This is a genomic window from Levilactobacillus cerevisiae (assembly GCF_003946245.1).
Classification (GTDB): domain Bacteria; phylum Bacillota; class Bacilli; order Lactobacillales; family Lactobacillaceae; genus Levilactobacillus; species Levilactobacillus cerevisiae.
In genome coordinates this window covers 35,568-60,339 of record NZ_RHNN01000018.1, presented here as the reverse complement: position 1 = coordinate 60,339, position 24,772 = coordinate 35,568, and the positions used below count along the sequence as shown (strand labels likewise).

General features: G+C 51.1%; 19 protein-coding genes. 15 read left to right on the top strand and 4 right to left on the bottom strand.

What is annotated here, in order from left to right; genetic code table 11:
* The first annotated feature begins 781 nt into the window (after positions 1 to 781).
* The 3 genes from EKM99_RS09800 (at position 782) to EKM99_RS09790 (ending at position 7,815) form a co-directional block, all read left to right on the top strand.
* Positions 782 to 2,611, top strand: coding sequence for a DUF2207 domain-containing protein (locus EKM99_RS09800; protein WP_125583241.1), 1,830 nt, complete (start codon positions 782 to 784; stop codon positions 2,609 to 2,611).
* A gap of 373 nt (positions 2,612 to 2,984) precedes the next feature.
* On the top strand, positions 2,985 to 6,065 hold the full coding sequence (locus EKM99_RS09795) for a YfhO family protein (RefSeq protein ID WP_125583240.1): 3,081 nt from the start codon (positions 2,985 to 2,987) through the stop codon (positions 6,063 to 6,065).
* 235 nt (positions 6,066 to 6,300) lie between these two features.
* On the top strand, positions 6,301 to 7,815 hold the full coding sequence (locus EKM99_RS09790; RefSeq protein ID WP_125583239.1) for a YfcC family protein: 1,515 nt from the start codon (positions 6,301 to 6,303) through the stop codon (positions 7,813 to 7,815).
* Positions 7,816 to 7,887: 72 nt separating this feature from the next.
* Here the strand turns inward: EKM99_RS09790 and EKM99_RS09785 are convergent, their stop codons facing one another.
* Positions 7,888 to 9,570: a helix-turn-helix domain-containing protein gene (locus EKM99_RS09785; RefSeq protein WP_125583238.1), complete on the bottom strand. Its 1,683-nt coding sequence runs from the start codon at positions 9,568 to 9,570 to the stop codon at positions 7,888 to 7,890.
* Positions 9,571 to 9,662: 92 nt separating this feature from the next.
* Between EKM99_RS09785 and argF the strand changes: the two genes are divergently transcribed.
* The 7 genes from argF to EKM99_RS09750 all read left to right on the top strand — a co-directional run bounded on the left by argF (position 9,663) and on the right by EKM99_RS09750 (position 17,027).
* Positions 9,663 to 10,601, top strand: a complete 939-nt coding sequence (gene argF, locus EKM99_RS09780; protein ID WP_125583237.1) for an ornithine carbamoyltransferase — start codon at positions 9,663 to 9,665, stop codon at positions 10,599 to 10,601.
* 32 nt (positions 10,602 to 10,633) lie between these two features.
* Positions 10,634 to 12,151, top strand: coding sequence for a YfcC family protein (locus EKM99_RS09775; protein ID WP_125583236.1), 1,518 nt, complete (start codon positions 10,634 to 10,636; stop codon positions 12,149 to 12,151).
* Positions 12,152 to 12,169: 18 nt separating this feature from the next.
* Positions 12,170 to 13,027: a dimethylarginine dimethylaminohydrolase family protein gene (locus EKM99_RS09770; protein ID WP_125583235.1), complete on the top strand. Its 858-nt coding sequence runs from the start codon at positions 12,170 to 12,172 to the stop codon at positions 13,025 to 13,027.
* 44 nt (positions 13,028 to 13,071) lie between these two features.
* The gene (locus EKM99_RS09765) at positions 13,072 to 14,061 is read left to right on the top strand and encodes an NAD(P)-dependent oxidoreductase (protein ID WP_125583234.1); all 990 of its coding nucleotides are present in this window, start codon (positions 13,072 to 13,074) and stop codon (positions 14,059 to 14,061) included.
* 228 nt (positions 14,062 to 14,289) lie between these two features.
* Positions 14,290 to 15,204: a prenyltransferase gene (locus EKM99_RS09760; protein ID WP_125583233.1), complete on the top strand. Its 915-nt coding sequence runs from the start codon at positions 14,290 to 14,292 to the stop codon at positions 15,202 to 15,204.
* 858 nt (positions 15,205 to 16,062) lie between these two features.
* Positions 16,063 to 16,548, top strand: a complete 486-nt coding sequence (locus tag EKM99_RS09755) for a hypothetical protein (RefSeq protein ID WP_125583232.1) — start codon at positions 16,063 to 16,065, stop codon at positions 16,546 to 16,548.
* A 2-nt stretch (positions 16,549 to 16,550) separates the two neighbouring features.
* Positions 16,551 to 17,027: a hypothetical protein gene (locus EKM99_RS09750; RefSeq protein ID WP_125583231.1), complete on the top strand. Its 477-nt coding sequence runs from the start codon at positions 16,551 to 16,553 to the stop codon at positions 17,025 to 17,027.
* 63 nt (positions 17,028 to 17,090) lie between these two features.
* On the opposite strand, the gene EKM99_RS09745 is transcribed toward EKM99_RS09750, so the two are convergent.
* A complete protein-coding gene (locus EKM99_RS09745; protein WP_125583230.1) occupies positions 17,091 to 17,978 on the bottom strand; it encodes an SDR family oxidoreductase in 888 nt (295 codons plus the stop codon).
* Positions 17,979 to 18,098: 120 nt separating this feature from the next.
* Between EKM99_RS09745 and EKM99_RS09740 the strand changes: the two genes are divergently transcribed.
* Positions 18,099 to 18,719, top strand: coding sequence for a TetR/AcrR family transcriptional regulator (locus EKM99_RS09740; RefSeq protein WP_125583229.1), 621 nt, complete (start codon positions 18,099 to 18,101; stop codon positions 18,717 to 18,719).
* Between the two features lie 70 nt (positions 18,720 to 18,789).
* Entirely contained in the window at positions 18,790 to 19,239 is a 450-nt protein-coding gene (locus tag EKM99_RS09735) for a hypothetical protein (protein WP_125583228.1), read from the top strand.
* Positions 19,240 to 19,375: 136 nt separating this feature from the next.
* Here EKM99_RS09735 and EKM99_RS09730 read toward each other — a convergent pair whose 3' ends face one another.
* Complete coding sequence (locus EKM99_RS09730) at positions 19,376 to 20,686, bottom strand: NCS2 family permease (protein WP_125583227.1); 1,311 nt, start codon at positions 20,684 to 20,686, stop codon at positions 19,376 to 19,378.
* Positions 20,687 to 21,351: 665 nt separating this feature from the next.
* Positions 21,352 to 22,335, bottom strand: a complete 984-nt coding sequence (locus EKM99_RS09725; RefSeq protein WP_125583226.1) for an aldo/keto reductase — start codon at positions 22,333 to 22,335, stop codon at positions 21,352 to 21,354.
* Positions 22,336 to 22,487: 152 nt separating this feature from the next.
* On the opposite strand from EKM99_RS09725, the gene EKM99_RS09720 reads away from it, so the two are divergent.
* From EKM99_RS09720 to EKM99_RS09710, 3 genes are all read left to right on the top strand, one after another.
* On the top strand, positions 22,488 to 23,093 hold the full coding sequence (locus EKM99_RS09720; RefSeq protein WP_125583225.1) for an NAD(P)-binding oxidoreductase: 606 nt from the start codon (positions 22,488 to 22,490) through the stop codon (positions 23,091 to 23,093).
* Positions 23,094 to 23,190: 97 nt separating this feature from the next.
* Complete coding sequence (locus EKM99_RS09715; RefSeq protein WP_225419833.1) at positions 23,191 to 23,577, top strand: hypothetical protein; 387 nt, start codon at positions 23,191 to 23,193, stop codon at positions 23,575 to 23,577.
* Positions 23,578 to 23,710: 133 nt separating this feature from the next.
* Positions 23,711 to 24,730 carry a polysaccharide deacetylase family protein gene (locus EKM99_RS09710; RefSeq protein WP_225419832.1) on the top strand — a complete coding sequence of 340 codons (1,020 nt, stop codon included), beginning with the start codon at positions 23,711 to 23,713 and terminating at the stop codon, positions 24,728 to 24,730.
* The last annotated feature ends 42 nt before the right edge of the window (positions 24,731 to 24,772 follow it).

Genomic DNA, 24,772 nt, shown 5'->3' with positions numbered 1-24,772 from the left:
AATAATTGGCCACCGTCTATGTAGGCGTGAGTGAGCCAAACTTAGGCTCAGCCGTGGGATTTTCCACGTGAACTTCTTGGAAAATGGCGTCTTTGAAACGCGGGTTTGGCGGTTCAAAGCGAGCAGGTAGACCGGTTCTCAGGCTACCCGCGTCCTACCCACAGCGTTCCGGCCTAAATTTGGCGAACGGTAAGCCGGCAGGTTTAGGCAATGTTGCCGATATTGTAGGGTTTACTCGTTGCTTGGTTTGCGGAATGGTTGAAACGTAAACACCGGAAGTAAGCGGTTTGTTTTGACTCAACCCACCAGTTCGCAATCGGAACTAAAAAAACACCTCAACGATAGCCCTCGTTGGGGTGTTTGGTGTGCCAATGCTCGATTCATCTTCCCCACTATAGTACGTGATTGAGCGGAGAATAGCAATCAGAAAGACCGCGAATCGTGTTGTGGGATAAGTAGTTCATGTTGACGAATGTCGGGACTGGTAGAGACGCTGACTGAATCCGACGTTTTTGAAAGTGAATCAACTCACCAGTTCGCAAGTGGAACTAAAAAACACCCCAACAATTCCGCTTGCTGGGGTGTCGGTGGAGCCAATGCTTGATTCCTTCTTGCAACCACATCCTACGTGATTAACCCAAGAATAGCAATCAGAAAGCCCAGCAACTAGATCACCCAATTAGTCGTCGCCTGACTGAACCAAGATTGCGTGCAGTCGGACCCGCACCCCGGTGAACGGTATGCTACACTGAGACTAAACACGGGGAAGCGAGGGCTTAATATGCGTAGAAAAATAGGGATTCTTTGGGGGCTGCTGAGTTTGTTGGCAGTCGTCGTCGGGCTTGGCGTCAGCACGCCCGTCACCGCCGCAGCCAGTTATAAAATCCGGCCATTTCGGATGCACGTGACGGTTCTGAAAAATGGGGATGCCAACGTGACCGAAACCATGACGTACCATTTCGATGACAACTATCACGGGGTCTTCAACGTTCAGGATCTGCGGGGCATTCAAGGGGGCCGGTTAACCAGTGTGCAGTCACAACTGGAGGACGGGCCGCTGGTGGCCGCCAAGTCCAGCAACAGTGAGCAAACCAATACATATCAGTTAACGCAGACCAAGCGGCGGTTGAAGGTCAAACTGTACCGCACTGTCCGGCGTAACAACCGGTTGAAGGTCACGTACAAATTTCATCTCCGTGGCGTCATCACGAACTACCGCGACACCGCGCAACTCAACTGGCGGCTGGTCGGTGGGGGCTGGGACGTGCCATTGGGTGGCGTGAAATTAACGGTCCAGTTACCGGCAACCCACGTCAAGCAACTCCAGGCCTGGACGCACGGCCCGTTAGACGGGCATACCCAGGTCGACCGCGCTGCGGGGAAGGTGACCATGACCGTGGCCAGCAATCCGGCGAACAGCTTCATTGAAAGTCACCTGCTCTTTCCCACCAGCGTGACGGCTACCAACACCAATCGCGTGAACCGCAATCATAAAGTTGCCGCGCAGAAGCAAGAGGCCCAGCAGGCGGCGGACGCGAACCAGCACCGGCGCAGTCAAAAGCGATTGGTTTATGGCGGGTACGTTGGCCTGATTGTGGCGCTAGTGGCCACGTTGGCCGGTTCCTGGTGGTGGCTCAGACGCCATCCCGCCAACGTTTATCCGCACCCGATTCCCGTGGATCATTTCTTTGACGTGCCCCGGGTCAGCCCAGCGCTGGCCGAATCGCTGGTCGACTTTCATTTCCCAAACACGGACGCGCTGACCGGCGACATCATGTTAGCGGCCGGTCGACACCAAGTGAAAATTGAAACGGTGAAGGACGGCCGCCACGAGACCGTTCGCCTCACCAAGACGGGCGATGTCGACAACTACTTTTTGCAGAAATGTTTCGTCCGTTTGGGCGCCAACGACAGCTTCACGTTGCGGGAGCTCAAGGCGTTTGCTAAGAAAGATAAGAAGGGCAAAGTCGGCAAATGGTTCTATCACTGGCAAGAAGGGATTAACGAGCAGGCCGACCACTACCAGGACATGGCCAACGTGGTTCTGCGGCAACGGCTGGTCTGGTTGGCGACCGCGGTGAGCGTGTTAACCGCCGTCCTGATTGTCTTCGCCTGGGTCATGGGCCTCGCCGAATTTGAAATGACCGCCGGAATCGGCGTCATGCTCCTGGTCGCGGTGTGGGGCTACGCGTTCAACCGACGTGGCCGCATCGACCGTAACAATGCGGAAGGCCTGGTGCTGGTCAATGAAATTGGCGGGTTCCGGCGCATGCTCAAAGATATTGGCCACTTTAACACGGCTCAAATCGGCGACCTTATCTTATGGGAAGAGATTTTACCGTACGCGGCGGCCTTTGGCTTGGCCAAACAGGTGGCCCGCAAGCTGGAAATCGACTTCGGCCGGGCAGAGGTTCAGGCTAGCTTCATTGACTTTTACCCGCTTTACTTTGGCAACTTCAGCGGCTCATCGCTGGGCGACGCCATTGGTAGCGGTATTGCCAGCTCGATTCAAACGTCTAGCGAGATGAGCTCGACTTCCGGCGGCTCGGGTGGCTTCTCTGGCGGGAGTTCGGGTGGCTTTGGCGGCGGTTCCGGTGGCGGCGCCTTCTAGGTGGACGAGGATTGTCAGGGCATTTTAACAAGTATTCTGAAAGAGACCGGCGCAGGAAAGTCTGTGTACCGGTCTTTTTGCACACTGAAGATTACTGGTGGGCTTCCGCGATGTTTCACATGAAACATTCTCAGTGAAAAATCTCTCCCGCCAAACATTACAATTGGGTGTTGTCTGCCCAGAGCCATTGACATGGGGTGACGTAGTTGTGTAAATTAAGGTTAACTTAGTTTTGTTAGCGATAATTGAGGTGGTATTCCGGGGCAGGGCCGCGGGAGGGTAACGTAAGCTGGTGGCGTGATGAGGATGACGTCCGGAACCGACTTGCGCTGGCGCACACCTCGTGGGATGAAGATAAATGGAGGACGGGAAAATGAAAATCGCACACCGCCAGTGGCCGCTGTGGGGGCTTTACACCTTAGCGTTTACGGTGATCGCGGCATTGGGTTTTGGCGTGTTTGGTCTGGCAAATCGGACCATGATTTGGAACGTGGACGGGATTACGCAACACTACCCAGTGATTCTGGAAATGCACCGCTTGCTGGTCAAAGAGGGCATCGGCGGCCTCGCCGGTTGGTCGTGGACGTTTGGCCTGGGTGCTGATAAATTAACCACGCTGGCGTATTACGTGTTGGGCGATCCGTTTGCCTACTTGCTGGCGCTGCTACCAACGCGGTTGTTGGAAGTGGGCTACGGCTGGGCGATTATCCTGCGGCTGTACGCCACGGGGCTGGCCTTTTTGGCGTTTGCCAAGCGCTACGCCTTCAAGCCTAGCAGTCAGCTACTGGGCGCCGTCACGTACGCGTTTACCGGGTACTCCCTGATGGTCGGGGTTCACCATCCCTTCTTCTTGCTGCCGATGATCTGGCTGCCCCTGCTATTCGTGGGCATCGACCGCATCCTGCACGGCAAAGGGTGGGGCCTGCTGGCACTGATGACCGGACTCACGATTCTCAGTAATTTCTACTTCGCCTACATATTGGGGCTGGGGAGTCTGATTTACGCGGTGATTCGCTACCTGCACGTGAAACAAGTGGGCACGTTAGCCGTTAAGCTGCCGGCCGTGATTGGTCGGTTCTTAGCGGCTGCCGCAACGGGGATACTGGTATCTGGCGTCCTGTTATTACCGTCCTTATTAATGATGTTAAAATCCACGCGGACCGGTTCCACGTTTGCCAACGGCCTGTTCCTGTATCCGCTGGGCTATTATCTAAAATTGGGGAACGCCGTTCTGACCACGGGTAACACGTCCAGCTACTGGAGCGTTCTGGGGCTGAGCGGCATCGCCTTTCTGGGGTGTGCGTTCACGCTGGTTCATTGGCGGCAAAATCGCTGGCTTGCTGGGACGTTGGTGGCGATTGTCATCGGGCTCATGATTCCCATGATTGCCGCGTTCTTCAACGTGCTATCGACGCCATCCAACCGCTGGATCTTACTGGCGGCCGTGCCGGTTGGTCTCGCCACCATGACGCTGGCGGACCAGCTGACCCAGTTGACGTTGCGCGACCGTTGGTGGTTGGCCGGTAGCGTGGCGGGCTTGCTCGCCGTCGTCTACCTCAGCAATGGCCTGGTCTTCAGTAACGCCGCGCGCGACCTGATCACCTACGGCCTCCTGCTGGCGTTGACGGCAATCCTCATGGTCGACGCACCAGCGCGCTGGACGATGGGCCTGGTCTGGACGCTAGTTGGCCTTAATTTGGTCAATAACGCCTGGGGCTACTACGATCCTAATGCGGGCGTCCAAGCCACCCAGGAAATCCGTCGTGGCGATGCGACTAAATATATTGCTGACTACTTTGACGGCGCGCAAACCGTGGCCCAGCAGGCCAAAACGTTCAGTCGGGTCGACGCCACCCGGAACTTTAATTTATTCCGGACCGTCGGCAACAACATGACCATGAGCCACGGCCTGCATGGAACGATGTCGTATTTTTCCGTGCAAAATGGCTATGTGGGGCAGTTTAGCAACGACCTGCAGAACTCAGAGTACGCGATGAACGCGCCGATTGGTCAGGCTGACAGTCGCACGACGCTGAATCAGTTGCTGGGCGTCAAATACCTGTTTGCCCGCGAAGACCAGGTGGCCAATCAAATGGCGTTGCCGTACGGTTACCACGCGCAAAAGCGGGTCTATCCCGAAAAGCCAGTCTACGGACTGTCCAACGGGGTCGGAACCCAGGTGTTGACCACGAATTTAGCCTTTCCGCTGGTCTACACCCAGCCCCAAGCGTTGACGACCACGGCTTGGCGGCAGTTGAGCGGCGTGGACCGCGAACGCAGCCTCACACAAACGGCAGTGACGACGAACCAGGTGGCCGGCGTGAAAACGGCTAGCTACCAGTCGCCGAAGCGCCAGTTGGCCTACACGGTGACGACCAATTCGATACCGGTGATCGACAGTACCAATAAGGTCATTCAGTACCGGTTGAAACAGGGCGCCGCCGGGCAAGAAACCGGCTTAAATGAAAAACAACTCACCACTTACGGTAGTAACATCAAAGTGCCACAGTTGACGGTCGATCAGAATGGGTTGATCAGTAAACAAGCAGTGCGCCAGTACGGGCCCATCGTTCAATTGACCCAAAACAAGGCCGCGCTCAAACGCGTGTTGACGCAGAACCAGCAAATTTTGCAGCGGACGGCGCAGGCCAATGCCACGGGATTGCATCAACTGGCCAGCGACGCACAGGGCAAGCCAATCAGCTACACGCTGACGTTGAAGCAACCTAAGCGCGCGCAAGGCACCGAGCTCTACTTGGAGCTGAGCGGGATCACGTCGGATCAGTTGACGACGGGCAATCAGATGCAGGCGCAGGACAATACCAGCGTGCTGGGGGCGACACCACGGTCAACGCTGACCAAGCTAAATGCCTGGCGGGATGCAACGCGAATGCCGGATCTGGGCGATTACTGGGTCACGGCCAAGACGCGGGATGCGACCAAGACGTTTTCCCAATTTGGGATCGATAATCTGTCCGACTACGAACCCAAGCAGCACGTCCTGTTGAACCTGGGGTACACGAACCAGCTGCGCAAGACGGTGGACGTGTCGTTTAGTGCGACGAAGCAAATTAATTTTAAATCAGCTAAACTAATTGCGGTCCCATTTGGTCAGCGTTACGATCAACAGGTACATCAAGCGCAAAGTCGAGGCCTGCAACACGCCAAGGTCACGAATAACCAGGTGACTGGCGATCTGACGACAACGCGGACCAGTGTCATGACCACGTCGATTCCGTATTCCACGGGGTGGCGGCTGACGGTCGACGGGCAACCCGCCAAGACGTTGGTGGTCAATGACGGCTTCGTGGGCGCGCGCCTGACCAGCGGCACGCACCGCATCAAGCTGACTTACGAGACGCCGGGACTGAAACTCGGTTGGCTCTTAACGGCAGTTGGCCTCATCGTGTTAGTTGGTGAGGTTGGCTGGTGGCGTTGGCGGAAACGGACTTAGTTAAAGGTGTACTAAAATGGCGACTCTCGCGACTTGAGAGTTGCCATTTTTTATTTGGTGAGGGGAAGTGGATGCGTTATTTATTTTTTTATAGATAAAAGGGTTGTCAAAACGTCACGGGGTTGTTATTGTTTATCTTGAAAGCGCCTTCATAAAGCTGAGATCATTCACGCAAAATCGGCCTAATCACCTTCACTTTGCCACCGATGGTTAAAGAATAGAAGGGCGCGATAGTATGACAAATAAAACGAAAAAGCGGTTCCGCTTTCAAATGCCAACCGCATTCACAATTCTGTTTTGGCTCATTGTTCTAATGGCAGTCTTAACCTGGGTAATTCCAGCTGGTGCTTATCAGACCAACTCGGCCGGCCAGCTCACGACGGGGACCTATCATACCGTTAAAAGTCAGCCACAGGGTATTTGGAATGTTTTTATGGCGCCCATTACCGGAATGATTGGTAATCAACATACGGTTGGGGCAATTGATATTTCCCTGTTCATTCTCGTGATTGGGGGCTTTTTAGGGGTCGTCAATCAAACGGGTGCTCTGGATGATGGGATTAAGGTCATTGTCGACAAGTCACGAGGACATGAAAAACGGCTGATTGTCACCCTGATTATTCTCTTCTCCCTCGGTGGTTCTACATATGGTATGGGCGAGGAAACGCTCGCGTTCGTACCGTTACTCACGCCAGTGATGATGAGTGTGGGGTACGACCCGATTGTTTCGGCTGCGGTAATCATGTTAAGCACGCGGGTAGGGGATTTGGCCTCAACCGTTAATCCGTTTACGACGGGCCTAGCATCCGGAATTATCGGTATTTCTCCCGGACGGGGTCTTCTTTCACGGCTTATTTTATGGGTGATTGTTACCGGTATTGAGACGTGGTACGTGCTACACTATGCTAGCAAAATTAAGGCGGATCCAACGAAGTCATTGGTTTATCATTTACGAGAAGAAAATGAGCGGCGGTTTATGACCGCTACGAATTCTAAAGCAACTGGAGCCATTACGAAAGTGCAACGACGCGTACTACTAGTTTTTGCCTTAACCTTTGGGATTATGATTCTGGGACTGGTTCCTTGGACTAGTATTAATGCACACTGGACCTTCTTCGAGTCGCTTAATCATCTAATTGTGACGACGCCAATTCTTGGTACTATCGTTGGTCACAAGATGGTAGCGCTGGGTAGCTGGTACTTCAACGAGATTACGTTACTATTCTTTTTCATGTCGGTTGTCGTGATGGCTGTCGGTCACATTCGTGAAAAAGCCTTCATGGACGCCTTCATCAAGGGCATGCAGGACTTGTTGAGTGTCGCGATTATTGTTGGGGTCGCCCGGGGGATTCAAGTGGTCATGAACGACGGTAAGATTACGGCAACCTTGCTCCACTATGGGGAGAAGAGTTTGACGGGGATGCCGAAAGGGCCGTTTATCATTTGTGCCTTTATCTTCTTTGTCTTGCTAGCATTTTTGATTCCTTCAACCTCGGGACTAGCTGCGGCAACGATGGGTGTCATGGGGTCTCTGGCTCACTTTGCACACATTGATGGGAGTATCATGGTTTCGGCTTATCAATCAGCTGCAGGGCTTGTCACTGCTATTACGCCCACTGCGGGTATGCTGGTTGGTGCCCTGACATTAGCCAATGTAAGTTTTTCAGTTTGGTGGCGATGGACGGCCAAATTAATCGTCATTTTGTTCTGTGTTTCTTGTGTCTTTTTGGTTATTCTAACGCTCCTTTAAAATTAATTTCATAGGTAAGGCCCTTAGATACGCCGCTGCATGCGGTTGTTGTCTAAGGGCCATTTTGGCTTACTAAGCGGTTTCGATTTGTTGGTAAAGGCGGTAACTAATTTGTAAATTTAGCCAGAAGTCTTCGTGGGAAGGACCAATGAGTTCTTCAATTTTAGCTAGACGGTTGCGGAGAGTGTTCTTATGAATAAAAAGATCAGTACTGGTTTGCGTATGCGAAAATTGGTGGCGGAAGTAACAACCTAGTGTCTTGACAAGCTCCGTGTGATGTTCCTGATCATAATTGACAAGGGGCGTCATGAAGGTCGTGACCATTGTCGTGATATAGGCCTTATTGAGATGAAAGTCATTATCAATAAAGAGTTGATTAATGCCCAGCTGATCAAAGAACTGCAATTGTTGATTCGGATGATTGGCACGGAGGTAACTTAATGCTCCGTTGGCCTCAGTGAGTGTCTTCTTCAGGCGTGAAAACTCGTGTCGTTGCGAAACTCCTGCACGAAAATGGATATCCGGGTAGGCTTGGTCGAGCTGATTCATAATGCTAGACAAGTCTTGTGTCAGGGCAGACTTAGAGGCACTTGTCAGGACTAGCCAAGAGCGATTGTGGTAGATAGTGATTCCGGGAAAAGAGTGTCGAATTAATTTTGCCAAGCTTGCCTGAATGGCTAAAACATTGTTTTCAAAAAGTGAGTCCGACGGCTGCAGGCTGGAGATTTGAATCACCTGGAGATGTTGCTGCAACTGAATACCAGCAAAAGACTGCAAGGTGATAAAATCAGCTTCCTTGTTCGCCGTATGACTGGCGATTGCTTGAAAGGCCTCGTTAACCTTGAAAAAGCGTTCGTAAATAAAATCTTGGCGTAGCTCTTCTTTGATGAGCATTACCTTCTTAACACTCTCTAGTTTAACTAGAAGGTTCTCAGGTAGATACTTCGTTGGCGTTTGTAAGCCTACCAAGAGGTAATACCGCAACTGGCGGCGATAATAGACCGGAATACTCCAAACGGTGGCCAGCGGAAAGCTTGCCGAGGTCATGAGTAAATGACCAAACAGTTGGTTGTCATTTTTAGTGATGGATTGGTTAGGCTGAAGGTCGCTAAGGCTGAGCTCAGGCAGCAGTGAGACCCAATCCACGTCAAATGACGCATCGACTAAATTTTTATCTTGATCAACGATAGCAAGGGAAGCCCCGGTATTCACGTTAAAGGTTGAGCCCAGGCTTTCATGTGCAGAGTGATTGACGGATGAACGAATCAGGGACTGATAAAAAGTCTCTTTTTCATCTATTATTTTTTGATAATGACCGAATTGTAGCTGCTGAACTGCCCTGATAACGGCACTCCACGCGTAATTATCGGTGACCAAAATAATGGGAATGTGGTACTCAGAAAATTGGTGAATAATTTCCTTAGTAAAGTTAGGACGGTATTTTTTCTTGGTAATGAGACAGGCGATTTGCTTGTGATGGAGGCTGCTGATGAATTCAGAGGTTAGACAGTTGTCGGTATATTCACCAATAATAACCACGTCGTTTGCATTTAGCCAGCCCATGATGTTGGGGATATCCATAATGGTACACGTACCAACTTCATGGCTTAGGCCAGCGCTATCCGAAAATGTATCAGAATTTTGAAACACGGAATGGCCAAGCAGGTCAGTGACGGTAATTGCGTCATTCATAGAGTAGCACCTCGTTAAATGGTTTAAGTAAATTGTAACATAGTCCATAGAAAGCGTTTCCAATATAGATAAAAGTCTAGTTCCGAGATTTACGATTTCTCGGTATGATAGTCCCGTGAAGATGATTAATAAGTTGATAAAGGACGTGAAGAAGAATGAGAAATCAGTTTAAAGGAAAAGACTTTCTGGCTTTCAAAGATCTTAATCGCGAGGAGATTGAGTTTCTAACCGACTTATCGTTGGACTTTAAGAAAAAATTTATTGCGCGTGAACCCCATGATTATTTTAAAGGACAAGTTTGGGCTGCTTTATTTGAAAAGAATAGTACCCGGACACGGAATGCTTTCCAACGGGCAGCAGCCGACTTAGGTATCACGGTTACATACTTACGGCCTGACGAACTTCAGATGAGTCGGGGAGAACCTTTGAAGGATACCTGCCGAGTTCTGGATCGGATGTATGATGGCTTATTCATTAGAACCTTTGGTCATGAAATTGTTGAGGAATGCTCAAAGTGGATGAAGGCGCCAGTTATCAATGGCTTGACTGATATTGCTCACCCTACTCAGGGAATTGCGGACATGATGACCATCAAGGAAAAATTTGGTAAGTATGAAGGGTTGAAGTTAACCTACATGGGTAACCTATACAACGTTTGTTATACGACCATGATCTTTGCGGCTACGTTGGGGATGGACATGTCTATTGTTTGCCCGGCTGGGATCGAACCAAATCAAATGCTGGTTGATGAAGCTCAGAAGCGGGCAAAAGTTACGGGAGCACATATTGAAATTACCCAAGACTTTGAGCAAGCCATGAAGGATGCCGATATTGTTTACGGTAATGCCGAATACAGTATGGGTCAAACTGATGAGGAAATTACGAAGCTGAAGAAGGCGTTTGAACCTTACCAGGTGACCGCAGATGCCATGAAGATGGCGAAATCAACAGCGATTTATATGCACTGCTTACCAGCTCACCGTGGAGAAGAAGTGACTGATGAAGTCCTTGAGAGCCCACAATCAGTGATTTTTGATGAAGCAGAGAATCGGATGCACTCCATTAAAGGGATTATTGCGGCATATGCCAACTAATAACCCTAACCACAAGAGATAGGAGCATGGCAATGGAGATGGAAAAAAAGAAAAAGAAGCGGAAACTTAAAACACCCAATACCTATGTGATTATCTTTATGGTTTTGGTTATGGTGGCGCTGTTAACTTGGATTATTCCTGGCGGGGCCTACCGAACGAATCAAGCTGGTAATGCAATTGCCAATACGTATCATACGGTAAAGGCCAATCATCAAGGTCTCTGGGACATTATTGAAGCCCCAATTATTGGGATGGTGGGGAACGCTAAGGTTACGGGCGCCATCACAATCTCATTGAACGTTTTGATGTTCGGGAGTTTCTTAGAGATGATGGACAAGACTGGCGCGGTTAACATTGCGCTGCGTGGAGTCGCTGAGAAATATCAGAAGAATCAATATGTGTTGATTGCGGTGCTCACCGTTATCATGGGTATCTTTGGGACGGTTCAAGGATCATATGAAGAGGGTTTCGTCTATCTCTTAATGTTCCTACCCATTATTCTCTCACTGGGGTTGGATACCATTGTTGCTTTAATGATTGTCATTTTGGGTACTCAGGCAGGTTGTGCGGCCTCAATTGTCAATCCGTTTTCAACGGGGATTGCTTCTGGAATTGCGGGCATAAGCCCTGGAGCCGGTCTGGTATTCCGGGTAGGCATGTTCGTGGTCTTATTGGCATTAGTCTCAACGATTATCTGCTTGTATGCTAAAAAAATTCAAGCGCATCCGGAAAAGTCACCTCAGTTTGCACGCCGACAAGCGGATCTTAAGGAATTCGCTGGTACTGGGCAAGAGGTTTCTCTAACGAAGCAGCAACGTAAGGTCTTCCATGTCTTTATCTGGACCTTCGTCATTATGATTGTATCGTTGGTACCATGGACGTCGTTGAATGCCCACTGGACGCTCTTCGATGACCTTGCCCATTTCATTAATCATGCACCAATCATCTCTTCCGTAATCGGTAGCGATGTCGTGCCATTTGGTAATTGGTACTTCAATGAAATCAATGGCTTGTTGCTGGTCATGACCTTTATTGCCGGCAAGATTATGCACTACTCGACTGATGATATCATCAATACGATCATCAAGGGGGCGGCTGGTTTAGTTTCGACAGCCTTTATCATCCCATTAGCTCGGGGGATTCAAGTCCTCATGACTAACGGAAATATCACAGCAACGGTGTTACATGCCTGTGAAACAACTTTGGGTAGTCTGTCGCCAATTGTCTTTGTTATTGTGTGTCTAGTTGTTTATATCCTGTTGGCTAGCTTCATTCCTAGCTCCACCGGTTTAGCGGCAGCGACTATGTCAATCATGGCGCCACTGGCGACCTTTGCTGGGGTATCAAAAGCTGTCATGGTCATCATTTACAATTTATCTTTGGGAATTGTCAAAACAATCATGCCAACATCAATTATTGTAATGACTTGTATTCAGGCGGCTCACGTTAATTATGGTACCTGGATCAAGGTAACCTGGAAGCCCGTTTGTGCCTACTTCGTGGTTTCATGCCTGATCCTGATTGCTGCGGTGCTGGTTAAAGTTCAATAGATATTGGAGGAAATAATAATGAGTAATGAACAAGTATTTGTTTCTAACGCGACCAATGATTTGAAGAAAGTGTTAGTTTGCTCACCACAGTATTATAAATTTAATGCAATTAACGAAATCACCAAGAACTGGATGGATAAAGGTGAGTCCGAAGAAAATAAAAAGATGGTCGAGGAATGGGAAACTTTGATTCAGGCCTACAAGGACAACGGCATTGAAGTTGTTGAGATGGAACCTACGCCAGACCTAGAGATTGAAACGTTTGCCCGTGACTTTGGGGGAATGGTTAAGGAAGGTGCGATTATGGGCCGCTTCCGGCATCCAGTCCGTCAGGCAGAAAGTGAAGCCTATGAAAAGAAACTCGCAGAACTGGGTATTCCTGTTATTGCGCGGTGTAATGCCGGAACTTTCGAGGGTGGAGACATTTGGATGATCGATGAACATACGATTGCCTTTGGCCAAGTTGACCGGACGGACCAAGCGGGCGTAGATAACCTGCGTGATCAGTTAGCTAAGTTTGGTTACACAGTTGTCGGCGTACCAGCGGCCCCAGCTAACCTGCATTTAGATATGATTTTTAATATTGTGGCACCGCACGTTTGTTTAGCTGCAACCGATGAACTGCCCCACAATTTCTTGGAAATGCTCAAGCGGCGTAACTTCAACATCATTCATGTCCCAAGTGAGCTGGTCTTTAAACATGGGTGCAACGTTGAAGCCATTGGCCACAACACGGTCTTGGGAATTAAGAACAATCAATCGGTTAACCGTGATTTACGAGCTGCTGGTGTCAATGTTATTGAGTTACCGCTGGAACAAATTCTCAAAGCTGGTGGCGGTCCTCACTGCATGACTTTCCCACTGTCTCGGCCATAATATGAAGCTGAACTAATTGATGTCGGGATGTCAGGGGGACGACTATGAAAATATTAATTACCGATTACAAGGAATCGATGATGCCACAACACGATATTGAACGCCAAGTTTTGAGTGCAGGGCTAGATGACTGTGAAATCATGGTGTACGAGTATCAAGATGACCGGCGAGCTGAATTTTTAAAACTGGTTGCGGATGTGGATGCTATTCTCACGGCCTTTGTTAAGCTTGACCGCGAAGTGTTTGAGCACGCGCCACAGCTCAAGGTCGTGTCCATTAACGCTACGGGCTACGATAACGTTGACCTAAAAGTTGCCCAGGAGTATGGCGTTGGTGTGTGCCCAGTAGGGGAATATTGTACGCAAGACGTAGCCGAATTTACCATTGGCGTCATGCATGCGCTGGTCCGCAATTTGAAGGCGTATGCAAACAATGTTGAGCGCAATCATGAGTGGCGTTATGACCTGTGTTTGCCGAATTTGCGAATTGAAAATATGACCTTGGGAATTGTCGGCTTGGGTAAAATTGGTCGGGCTGTTGCTACCCGAGCCCACGCATTAGGAATGCGGGTATTAGCGACCGATCCCTTTATTACCAACGAGCACTATGCGTTAGTTAGCGATTTTGTTCGGCTGATTGATCCGGAAACTTTGTTCATGGAAGCCGATGTCGTCACGAACCATATGAATCTGAATGAAACCAATCATCGCTACTTTGATACGGCTAAATTTTCTCAGATGAGGAAGCATCCCTACTTTATCAACATGGGTAGAGGGGCTGAATTGCGAGAGGCAGATTTGATTGCGGCGCTGGATCAGGGTCAGCTGAAAGGTGCAGCCATGGATGTCTTGGAAGACGAGCATCCGGATCTGGCTCATCACCCACTGGTGGGGAGAGATAACGTCATTGTTACGCCTCATGTGGCCTTTTACAGTCAGGATTCCATGGCGGGCCTTCAACGGATATCAACGGAAAACATCGTGAATTACCTGACCGGAAACAAAGAGGATGTTTTCAAATTGGTGACTCAATAGTTGTGGCGGAAGATGAATTAAAATGAGACCGGATTAGCTTTACATAGGCCTCTAAAATAAAGACCAGGTGCGAGAAATCCGAGGATTTTTGGCACCTGGTTTTTGCGACCTGGTTTTTGTATGAACATTTGCGAATTTATGGAAGTAACTCATGACCCTAAACCCCGACATTTCCCACCAAGTTTGGTACACTAGAAACAGAGTCAAACATCTAGGGGAGTGATGAAAATGGCACGGTGGTTAACGTGGCCAGTGTTCTACGAGTTAACAGAAATTTATACGGCGCCGCTCAACGTCATGTGGTTCATCTTGGGGGCAGCGATTGCCCAGTACTATGCGGGTACGGTGAACTGGGTGAACGTCGGGTTGTGTTTGTTGGTCGTCTTCATCTTTGATTTAGCGGTCAACGTGGCCGACAATTATTACGATTATCAGCACGCCCATGACCGTGAGGATTACGCGCAGAAGACCAATCCAGTTGGTCGGTTAGCCTTACCAGAAAATGGCGTGGCCCGGCTTGCCTGGGGCTTGTACGCCTTGGCCGCTGTGCCTGGGCTCATCCTGGTCTTGCGTACGGGCTGGCCGGTGGCGGTCTTTGGCGCCGTCGGTTATCTGATTGGCATCTTTTACACGGCTGGACCACGGCCGATTAACGCGACGCCATTTTCAGCGGTGATTGTTGCTTTAGCGATTGCCTTTCTGATTCAGCTGACCTGCGTCTACGTTTCCATTTATGATCAGCGACCGCTCACCTGGACCATCGTCGGGGTGACCTTCCTGTTGTGCCTGCCGTTAACGCTGATTTTCTTCACGCTACAGATGGCAAATGACACGGCCGACCGGGACGAGGACATTGCCAATCATCGCTACACACTGGCATATTACTTGGGCCAAGCGGGTTCCGTCCGGTTGATTCAGGTCGTCGTAGTGGTGGGGAGCCTCTGGCCGTTGGTCAACGTGGCATTAGGGCTAGCCCCCGTCTGGACGGCCTTGGCAGTCTTGTTACTGCCGCTGATGTGGCGGGGCATGCGCCCCTTCTTTGCGATTCAGGATAAACGTCGGACGTTCATGGCCATGGTCAAAAGCGCGTCGCTGTTCTTCGTGGCGTATCCGGTCTTGTTCGCGTTAGGTACATGGCTATAACCGCGTAGTCGGCAGTTAACCCGGGTTATATTTTCAAATAAGAAGACTGATCAGCGACCGACTTTTGGTGGCTGATCAGTCTTTTTTGGCGAGAATCGCTTGCTTGCGATTGCTGATGCGACTGATGGTATTTTAGTGTAAAATTGGGTGTATGAGAAAAACTATTGAAACTTTGTGTTTGTGCTTAGTGGCTGGGCTAATTTTGTTCTGGCTATTTAGGCTGGTGACAGACTTCAAGACCACGTTATTTGTGACGATTGTTTTAGTGATTGCTGGCTTGGTTAAATCCCGTTTTTTTGGTAAGGACTGACCGGGGTCTACGTTTCAGGTGGACAACGACTGCTTACCTGAAACACACTTGAGGTAGTTCGACTGATTTAAGCCGTCGTAGATGTTGGTCGCTTGTGGCCGTTAGTCAGGTTGCCATTAGGTGCTCGAATCTAGTGAATTAGGTCAGAATTAACCCGGGTTATATTGGGGGAAATGAAAGGACTGCCTTACCATATGTAATCTGTGGCAGTCCTTTTTCGGCATTCGATTGACCTGCCGAGCCGGGAAACTACCGGTTAATATAAATAGTTTTGGGGAGTGGGTATTTTCCCTTTTCAAATGACTCCAGATAGTGTATTGTGGGAGACGTACTTAACGGATACGCGGATTTGACTGAGTCAAGGTTACGCGTATCAGTGCCGGGAACTCAGTTAACATTCGTGTTTCACGTCACAACAATATCAGCAAACTTATGGTTGGGGTTAACGCAACGTGGTCGTCAGGGGGTGATGGCCACGTGGGACAAATGCTCAGGGTTAACCCGGCATTCAAGCGGTTGTCAGGTAGGTTTTCTATGGGGAGAAAAAAATGACCGAACACGTGCGCAGCTATTTATTACAACAGTTTTTCGATGTTATTATGTTGTTGATTTTTATAAATATCGTCACTAGCGACAACACGGACTTTACGAGCTGGTATTTCCAGTGGGGACGGAACGTCGTTTTCTACGCTATGATAGGTAGCATCGGGGCCATGGGGGTTCTCAGCCTCTGGCGTCCCCGCGCGGATCCAGCAGATTTCGATTGGTCTCAAGTCCGGCATTGGCTGTATCTGTATAATGAGCAAAACGGGGATTATCAGCGGCACAATCTGACCTGGTCCAAACTGACGGTACTCATCGCCGCAACTCTGGGCCTTCTTTCCCGTCAATTTCAACAGTTCTTGGGGCTGACGCAAGTCGCGCACATCCGCGTGGGACTGATTGGCCTGGTTACGGGTATTTTCCTCATGAACATGGGGTTGTGGGGGTATCGTTGGTGGCAACACAGAATGCAACTTTCGGGGAGAGATTGAGTGTGACAAAACAAGTCAGGGACTACTGGCAACAATTTTTCGGGGATATTATTTTACTTATGTTACTGCTGCAAATTGCGATGACCATGTTGGCGTGGGAAGACCTTTGGGCCTGGCGGATACTGCTGGTGAGCGTTTTGGGTCTGGCCATCATCGGCATCTGCGTTGTCAGTGGGTGGCACCTGTTCTGGGGAAGCTCCCATTCAGTAACGGCCGCGCACACGACTGGCTGGCTGTACCTACTCAACGAGCACGATGCCAACCTGGAACGTAACTGGTGGACCTGGTCCAAAGGGGTCGTCGTGGGGTTGGGCCTTCTGATGACGTCAGTCGCGATTAGTGATGATTTGCTAGTCCTGCCGCCCGCCACCGACTTGTTCTTGGGCCTGGACAGCATCGTGGTCGCGTTGGGCATCGTGAGCGTGAATGTGCTACGGTGGGCGTTCAGCCGGAAGCGGCACGCGGTGAAAAAAGTTTAGGAATTACCATACTTACAAATGCAAAAATGCTGTCCGCCAATCTAGGCGTGACAGCATTTTTTACTAGTTCTGATAAGCGGTGAGAAAGTCTCCGGCCGCATAGTCGGTCAGCTTGGTTGGTCCGAGGATTGGCTGGTGCGCCCGGTAGTCCGCGTAGAAGTCGTGGTCGCGCTCGTAAGCGGTCATCTTCACGTACCCCCGGGTGAAGGACTCTGGCATGTTGGCAGCCAACAGGTTCTTGAGCAGCATGTCATCACTGATCTGCACGACCTTCAGATCCGGCAGGTGCAGGGCTTCAGCCAAAATGGCAGCGACTTCCGTGTAGCTTTGTTCATCGCTAGCCACATACTGGCTGGTAACGCCGGGGGTAGGCGCCGTCAGGGCGTTCACAGCTACCGGCACGATGTCCGCGGGCGCAATCCAGGAATTCTTTTTGGTCAAACTACTGTTGGTGTAAATGGTGTGGTCGCGTTTGATACTCGGAATATTGCTCAACAGGTTGTAGAACATCCCCGTTGGCCGCAGGAAAGTCAGGTTGACCCCGGGCAGTTCTTGCGTCAGGACGCCTTCGATGATGTTGTAAATGTGCAGGGCCCCAACTTCTGGACCGAGGTTGGCCCCGACACTACTGAGGTTGACCACCTGCTTCACGCCCGCAGCTTTGACCGCGTTAGCATAGATGTGGGCCTGTCGGCGGCCGGCTTCAAAAATATCGCTATTGTCTTGGCCCGCCGTGATCATCAAGTAGACGGCATCGGCACCAGTGAAGGCCTGGGTCAAAAAGGTTTCGTCCTGAATGCTGCCAATGGCCGGGGTTGCGCCAAGCGCGGTGATTGCCGCGGCACGGTCGGGATTGTGGCTGATGATGGTGACGCTGTGACCGGCGGCGATGAGGGCTTGGGCGAGGGGCTGACTGATGTGACCGAGGGAACCGGTTAATGTAATTCTCATGGGAAGGACTTCTTTCATAAAGTATAGAACTATCTTTTAACTTGAGGCCATTATAAGAGATAGACTTATACTTTGTCAACTGGTAAACTAAAGAAAACGCAAAAAAAGGAGTCAGGACGCATGAAACTCAAGGATGAAGAAAAATACGATCGCCTGATTACGGCCGCGGTGACCGTGTTGGCGACTGGGGGACTGGCCAGTTTCTCCACGACTAAGGTGGCCAAATTAGCGGGGATCCCGCAGTCCAACGTTTACATTTATTTTGCCAATAAGCAGAGTCTGCTGGAAGCCGTTTACCAAACGACCGTTCACCAGCAGAGTGTGGCAGTGGCCGCTGCGCTGGATGCCCAAGCACCGCTGGTGACGCAGCTACAGGCCAGTGTGACGGCGTTATATGAGTTTTCCCGCGACTTTCCGGAGACGGTGACGGCCATTCAGGTACTGTTAGATGACGTGGCGTTGAAGCATCAGCTACAGTTGAAACAAGACGATGTGGCCAATCAACGGATTCAGCGGCTCCTGCAGGTCGGTGTGGCACAACAGTTGTTGCGCGCCGTCGATCTTAATTTCATCCGCTACTTTCTAGCGCGACCGGTCTATCACTATGCGGCCGGTGTGCGGTCAGGTCTCTATCCGGACACGCCCCAGGCCCTGGCTGATTTGACGGCGATGATCATGGGCGCGGTCCTTCAACCAGCGGCGTATCGGGCGTGGCTGGCGCAGAATCAGTCTGGTCAGTGACGGCTATTTTTGCTAGACTGAAAGGGATGGCGCGCGTTCGGAGTCGCGCATCAACGGGGAGAAACGATAAATGACGAAACAAATGCACGAGTACCTGCAACAAATTTTAGGGGCCGGCCTGTTTCTCATCATTGTGATTGAGGCGGCCTTGATGTTCATGGGGCCAACGGGACAGCTGCCACCCGGCTATTGGGTCTTATTCCTACTTATCGTGGTCGCGCTCCTGGCCGTCGACAGCTATTACCACTTCTGGGGGCGGCGTGAGTCAGTTTCACCGACCAAAATGGCAGGGTGGTTCTACTTGCTAAACGAAACGGCCCCCAACCAACGGACCGTTTGGACGTGGTCGAAGACGGTCCTGATGGCGCTGATTGTCATTGGTGGCATCGTCTCGGTGCTCGGCGACATTCTCGGATTTCCCGTTGCCGGCCCTCTGATGGGAATCAGCATGTTAGTCGTCACGATTGGTATTGTTTTGAGCAATTTGGCCCGCTGGGGTTATCGGCGGTGGCGTGCTTAAATGGCTTGCTCACAACGTGGTTTTGGTTGTGGGGGAGTTTTTTTGATTGGTTTTTAATTTTAGAGTGCAAAAAAGAAGCCCACCAGACAAAATCTGGCGAGCTTCTTAACGTTATATCCAAAGTCATCAGGCACGACTAGCCTGCGTTTAAAATCCACAGGAACAAGACGAAGACGACGGCCAGACCGTACATCATGGCGCCGACTTCCTTGCCGCGCTTGGCCGCAATCATGGTCAGCGGGTAGGTGATGAAGCCCAAGGCAATACCGTCTGAGATGCTGTAGGTCAGTGGCATGCCCAAGACGATTAGGAAGGCAGGGGCGGCGACTTCAAATTTTTCCCAGTGAATGTTTTTCAGCGATTGGGCCATCAGCACACCCACAATAATCAAAGCGGGCGCGGTCACTTGGTTGGTCACGACGGCCAGCAGTGGGGAGAAGAAGGCCCCTAAAATGAAGAAGATCCCGGTCACAATGGCGGTAAACCCTGAGCGGCCCCCCACGGCGATCCCAGCGGATGATTCCACGAAGGCGCCCATGGGTGAGGTCCCCAGCAGTGAACCGACCACCATCGTACTGGAGTCGGCCATCAAGGCTTTCCCAATCCGTGGCAGCTTGTTATTCTTCACCAAGCCGGCTTGTTCGGCCAGGCCAACCAGCGTCCCGGTGGTGTCAAAGAAGGTGACCAACAAGAAGGTCAAAACGACCACAACTAGTTGGAGGGAGTTGATGCTCGTGACGTGGGTCAGCCCAACCATGAACGTGGAGCTAATGGACGGCACGCCGGAGACGATTTGCTTGGGCATGGCGATTAAGCCGGTGGCCAAGCCTAAAATGGAGTTGGCGACCATCCCGATGAAGATGGCACCGGGAATGCGGGCACTCATTAAGATCAGCGTCACCAGCAGCCCGAAAATCGTCAACCAGGTGCTACCGACTTGCAGGGAGCCCAACGTCACGACCGTTGATTTGTCAGCCATGATCAAGCCACCCTGGCTCAACCCGATAAAGGCAATGAACAATCCGATTCCGGCACTGATGGCCATTTTTAAATCACGGGGGATGGCGTCAACCACCTTTTCCCGCAGCTTGAACGCTGTTAAAATCATGAAGAGAATCGAGGCCACAAAGACCCCGGCCAGCGCCGTTTCCCACGGCACCTTCATGCCGATAACCACGGAGTAGGCGAAGAAGGCGTTGATCCCCAGGCTAGCGGAGATGGCGATGGGGTAGTTGGCGAGAATCCCCATCAACATGCACCCAAAGGCGGAGGCGAAGGCGGTCGCAGTGAACACGGCGCCTTGGCTGATGCCGGAAGCCCCCAGCACTTGCGGGTTCACGAAGAGGATGTAGGCCATGGAAACGAAAGTGGTTAACCCCGCCAGCGTTTCCTTCTTGTAGTTCGTACCCAGTTCTTCAAAATGAAAAAAGTCAGCGATTCTTTGCATGAATAATTGCTCCTTCAAATCCAATTTATGTAAAATCCGAACGTTTTTAACTATCGTTCGTGTTTTTATCTAAAATCAATACTTATAGAGCTTACCATTTCGCTAAATGAAATGCAATCACGAATTATGAACAATTTTATACCGAGCAAGTTCGTAAAACACGAATAAACCGGTCTGGCGGGATTTGGCCAAAGAAAAAGGGCCCGAGAAATTTTTCTCGCGTCCTTTTGGGGAAGCATGGTGCTAGTGGTCTAGGGTACCAAGGATTCTAAGTTGGTGGCCAGGTTAAGTTAATGCGGTTCAAGCCAGGTCAAAAATCCAAAGTGACTTAGACGTAAATAGTGATGGCTAGACGTCCGCCCACAGCGATCCGGTCCCATTTTCACCATCCTGGAAGCACTGAGAGCTGTTATGTCTGATGCGAGCCACACAAAGTCGAAACTCAGATCACAAGGTGAGTGACCAGAGGTGGGTCAAGGTGCTCAGCTGTGTCGATGGTCTTAGCTGCGGTTTTGGCAGCTTAGAGCATGGGACGACCTTGAAGCCTCGCGATTTTTGCGGGGCTTTAAGGCGAGGCGAAAGACCGGGGTTCAGGCTGGAGCCGTGCCCCACAGCAGAGCACCTTGAACCCACCGCCGGGAACGGAAAAGACCAGCAATCCGAGTTTAGTCTGGGTCGGCTAGGGACTTGCCGCTGGTTGTTGCCTTGAACCCAGCGAAGGCCGTGTCGATCGTTTGGTATTCGGCGGCGCTCAGGGTCACATCCAGTGATTTCGCGTTGGCCTCGACCTGAGCGGCGCGCTTGGCACCGGGGATGACGACGCTGATCAGTGGATCCTGCATGTACCAAGCCAAAACGGTCTGCGCAACCGTGGCGTTGTGGGCGCTGGCGATTGGCCGGATGGCTTCGATAGCTTGCAGTGCTTGCGTGTAGCGGGGTTCCTGGAAGTCACTGATTTGGCTGCGAATGTCATCGGCGGGGAAGGCCACGTTCTGGTCGTATTTCCCGGTCAACAGGCCAGAAGCCAGTGGAAAGTATGGTACGAAACTAATCTGGTGATCCTTCAGGTATGGCATCAGGTCGGCCTCGTGGTCGCGATGCAACAGGCTAAATTCGTCTTCCACCACGTCGACGTAGCCGTCCGCGTTGGCCTCCTTGACCTGGTCTAAGCTGAAGTTAGACAGGCCGATTGCCCGAATCTTGCCTTGTTCCCGCAGCCGTTGCAGGGCGCCGACCGCTTCGGCCTTAGGCGTTTGCTTGTCTGGAAAATGAATGTAGTAAATGTCGAGGTAGTCGGTGTTGAGCCGTTTCAGGCTGGCTTCGACTTGTTCGGTGAGAAATTTCGGGTCATTGTTGATGACCTGTTCGCCGCTTGAGAAGTCCTGCGCGCCCTTAGTGGCAAGGGTGAAGCTGTGGCGGTCAAAGTCGTGCATGGCTTGGCCGACCAGTTCTTCGGAGTGCCCCAGGCCGTAAACGTAGGCCGTGTCCAACAGCTGGATGCCGTTGTTTAAGCCCGCCTTGACCAAGTTCAATCCATCTTCGTCTTTCAAATTCGGGAAGAGGTTATACCCGCCGACTGCATTGGTTCCCAGTCCTAACGGTGTTGTTTGCACATCAGTTTTACCAATCGTGACTTGTTTGTGTGTCATACAAAGACCCTCCTAATAATTAATGAAACCGGATTCAAATACATTTCCTATTATACCGAATTAATTTTGAAGTTAAAAATATCTTGGCCCGGTGTTAGCGGCCGCGACTTTCTGCTACACTGGGAGGCAAGGAAAAAAGGAGCGGATAAACGATGACGACTTATTTAATTGTGGGCGCAACGGCGCTGGGTCAACTGGTGGCGCGGCAATTGGCAGGTAATGCAGAGACGACGGTGCGGGTCTTGCACACCCCAACAGAAACCTTGCCAGCTGACCTGGCAGCGCAGGTGACCGAATTTAGCGGCGACTTAGCGACCGAGGAGACTTACGTGGCGCCGTTACAGGACAGCCCTATCATTTTCTCAGCGCTGAGCGGCATGGACGTTGACCTGGCCTTTGAGGCCTTGTTCGACGCGCAGTACCACCAACGCCTGCAGCTGACACGGTTCGTGATGCTCAGTACGGCGGGCGTCGACCAGGAAGTGACAGGCGAGCTGGTCTATCCCGGCATCGACAACGTGAAGGAATACCTGAACCAGCAGCGATATGCCGCCAAATTAGTGGATGAAGCCGAGTTCCCGTATACGATTTTACGGCCGGTCACGCTGACGGCCGAGCTGGGCACGACGCCACAAATCATCAAGGAAGGCGCCCCCGTACCCGCTGGAAATGTTTCACGTGAAACAGTGGCTCAGGTGGCAGTCGACCTCTTGCAAAATGGCGGCTACGATTACCAGTCGTTGGCGATCTGTCAATAACGGGTCCCAATTTTAGCTGCCAAAAACTAAAATTTCCGAAAACCTGCTGAAATAGTACGTAGCCAGCCGCAATCTTTGTTAAAATAGACGCAGTGGGGTGAAGACTTTGGCACTAGAAATAGATGATGAGCAATTAAAAGCGATTCGGGAACGGATGCAGGCGGCCAATCAGGTAGCCCACTTTGTGATTTTCGAATCCACTGAACGAGAAACGGGTAAAGTTTTACGGTTGATTACCGATATCGATAGCTTTCAAGCGCTGCAAGAACAACACGAAGCTGACTCAGACATGGTGATTATCCAAGACATCGTGCCCATCACCGACACGTTGGCACGCTGGGCGGTTGCCGAGAATATGGCGGCCCAACAGAACGCCCAAACCGGCGATGCGGCGACCACGTTGGCTGATTTGGAACAGTATACCAATGAAGTTTTGACGGAGAATCACAAGGCGATTAACCCGCCCGACAGTGAAACGGACTAAGGGAACTGACTACGGTCGGTTGCCTTTTTTTATACAGAAAAATGCATGGGCAAAAAGGGTTCTTTTTAGGGGTAAAACTGGTAACATGGGGGTAGACTCAGGGGAGTTTACAATGCAATTGGAGGGGATTTCTATGCGTACATACCAACGGGGACTCGTGACCGGAATTTTAGCGGCAGCAACCGTCCTATTACTAGGGGCAGGGCCACTGAGCGCCCAAGCCAAGACGACGAACAAGACGGTGACTTACGGACAACTGACCAACAAGAATCAGTACCGGCTCGGGGCGATTCGGGAGGCCGCGCGTCAGTCCATCCTGCAGACGACCAAGGCGAAGAGTTCCAAAGTCGCCGCCGTTTATCAGGTGGCTTTACCAACGCACATGACCAAGAAGGCCACGCTGACCAAGAACGGCCTGCGGATGCCACTGTTGAAGAACAGTTTTAAATTAACGCACGTTACGGTGCCCTATCGTGACTTGAAGGGCAAGATTCTGAATCGCTACCTACCTAAGGCCAACCGGACCAGCAAGGTGAAGACCAGTAAGATGGTGGCGCTGACGTTTGACGACGGGCCGGACCCAACCCTGACGCCGCGGTTGCTGAAGACGCTGAAGAACAATCACGTGCACGCGACGTTCTTTGAAGTTGGCCAGAGCGTGACGCGTTACCCAAAGATTACCCGCGCCGTATTGGCTGGGGGCAAGGAACTGGGCAACCACTCGTGGAATCATCCCAACTTTGACAGCATCGGGACCGCCAACACGTTTAGCCAAATTACGCGGACCAACCGCGCCATTTACAACGCGACCGGCACGCTGCCACAGTACGTGCGGCCGCCATACGGTAACATCACTGCCGCAGAAGGGCGCAAGGTGCAGCAACCCATCATCCGTTGGTCGGTCGACTCACGGGATTGGGCTTACCTGAACACGCAAAAAGATATTAATGAAGTGATGAAGGATACCCGTGGGGGCGACATCATTCTGATGCACGACATCCACAAACAATCCGTGGCTGCCGTTCCGACGATTATCAAACGCTTAAAGGCCAAGGGCTACAAGCTGGTCACGGTCAGTCAACTCTTAAACTACCAGGCATTGCCAGGCCGTCAGTACTTTGGCGCCAATGATTCGCGAATCGCCGGTAAATAGGCAATCAAAAAACGCTTAGTTTCACGTGGAACATTTTCCCGT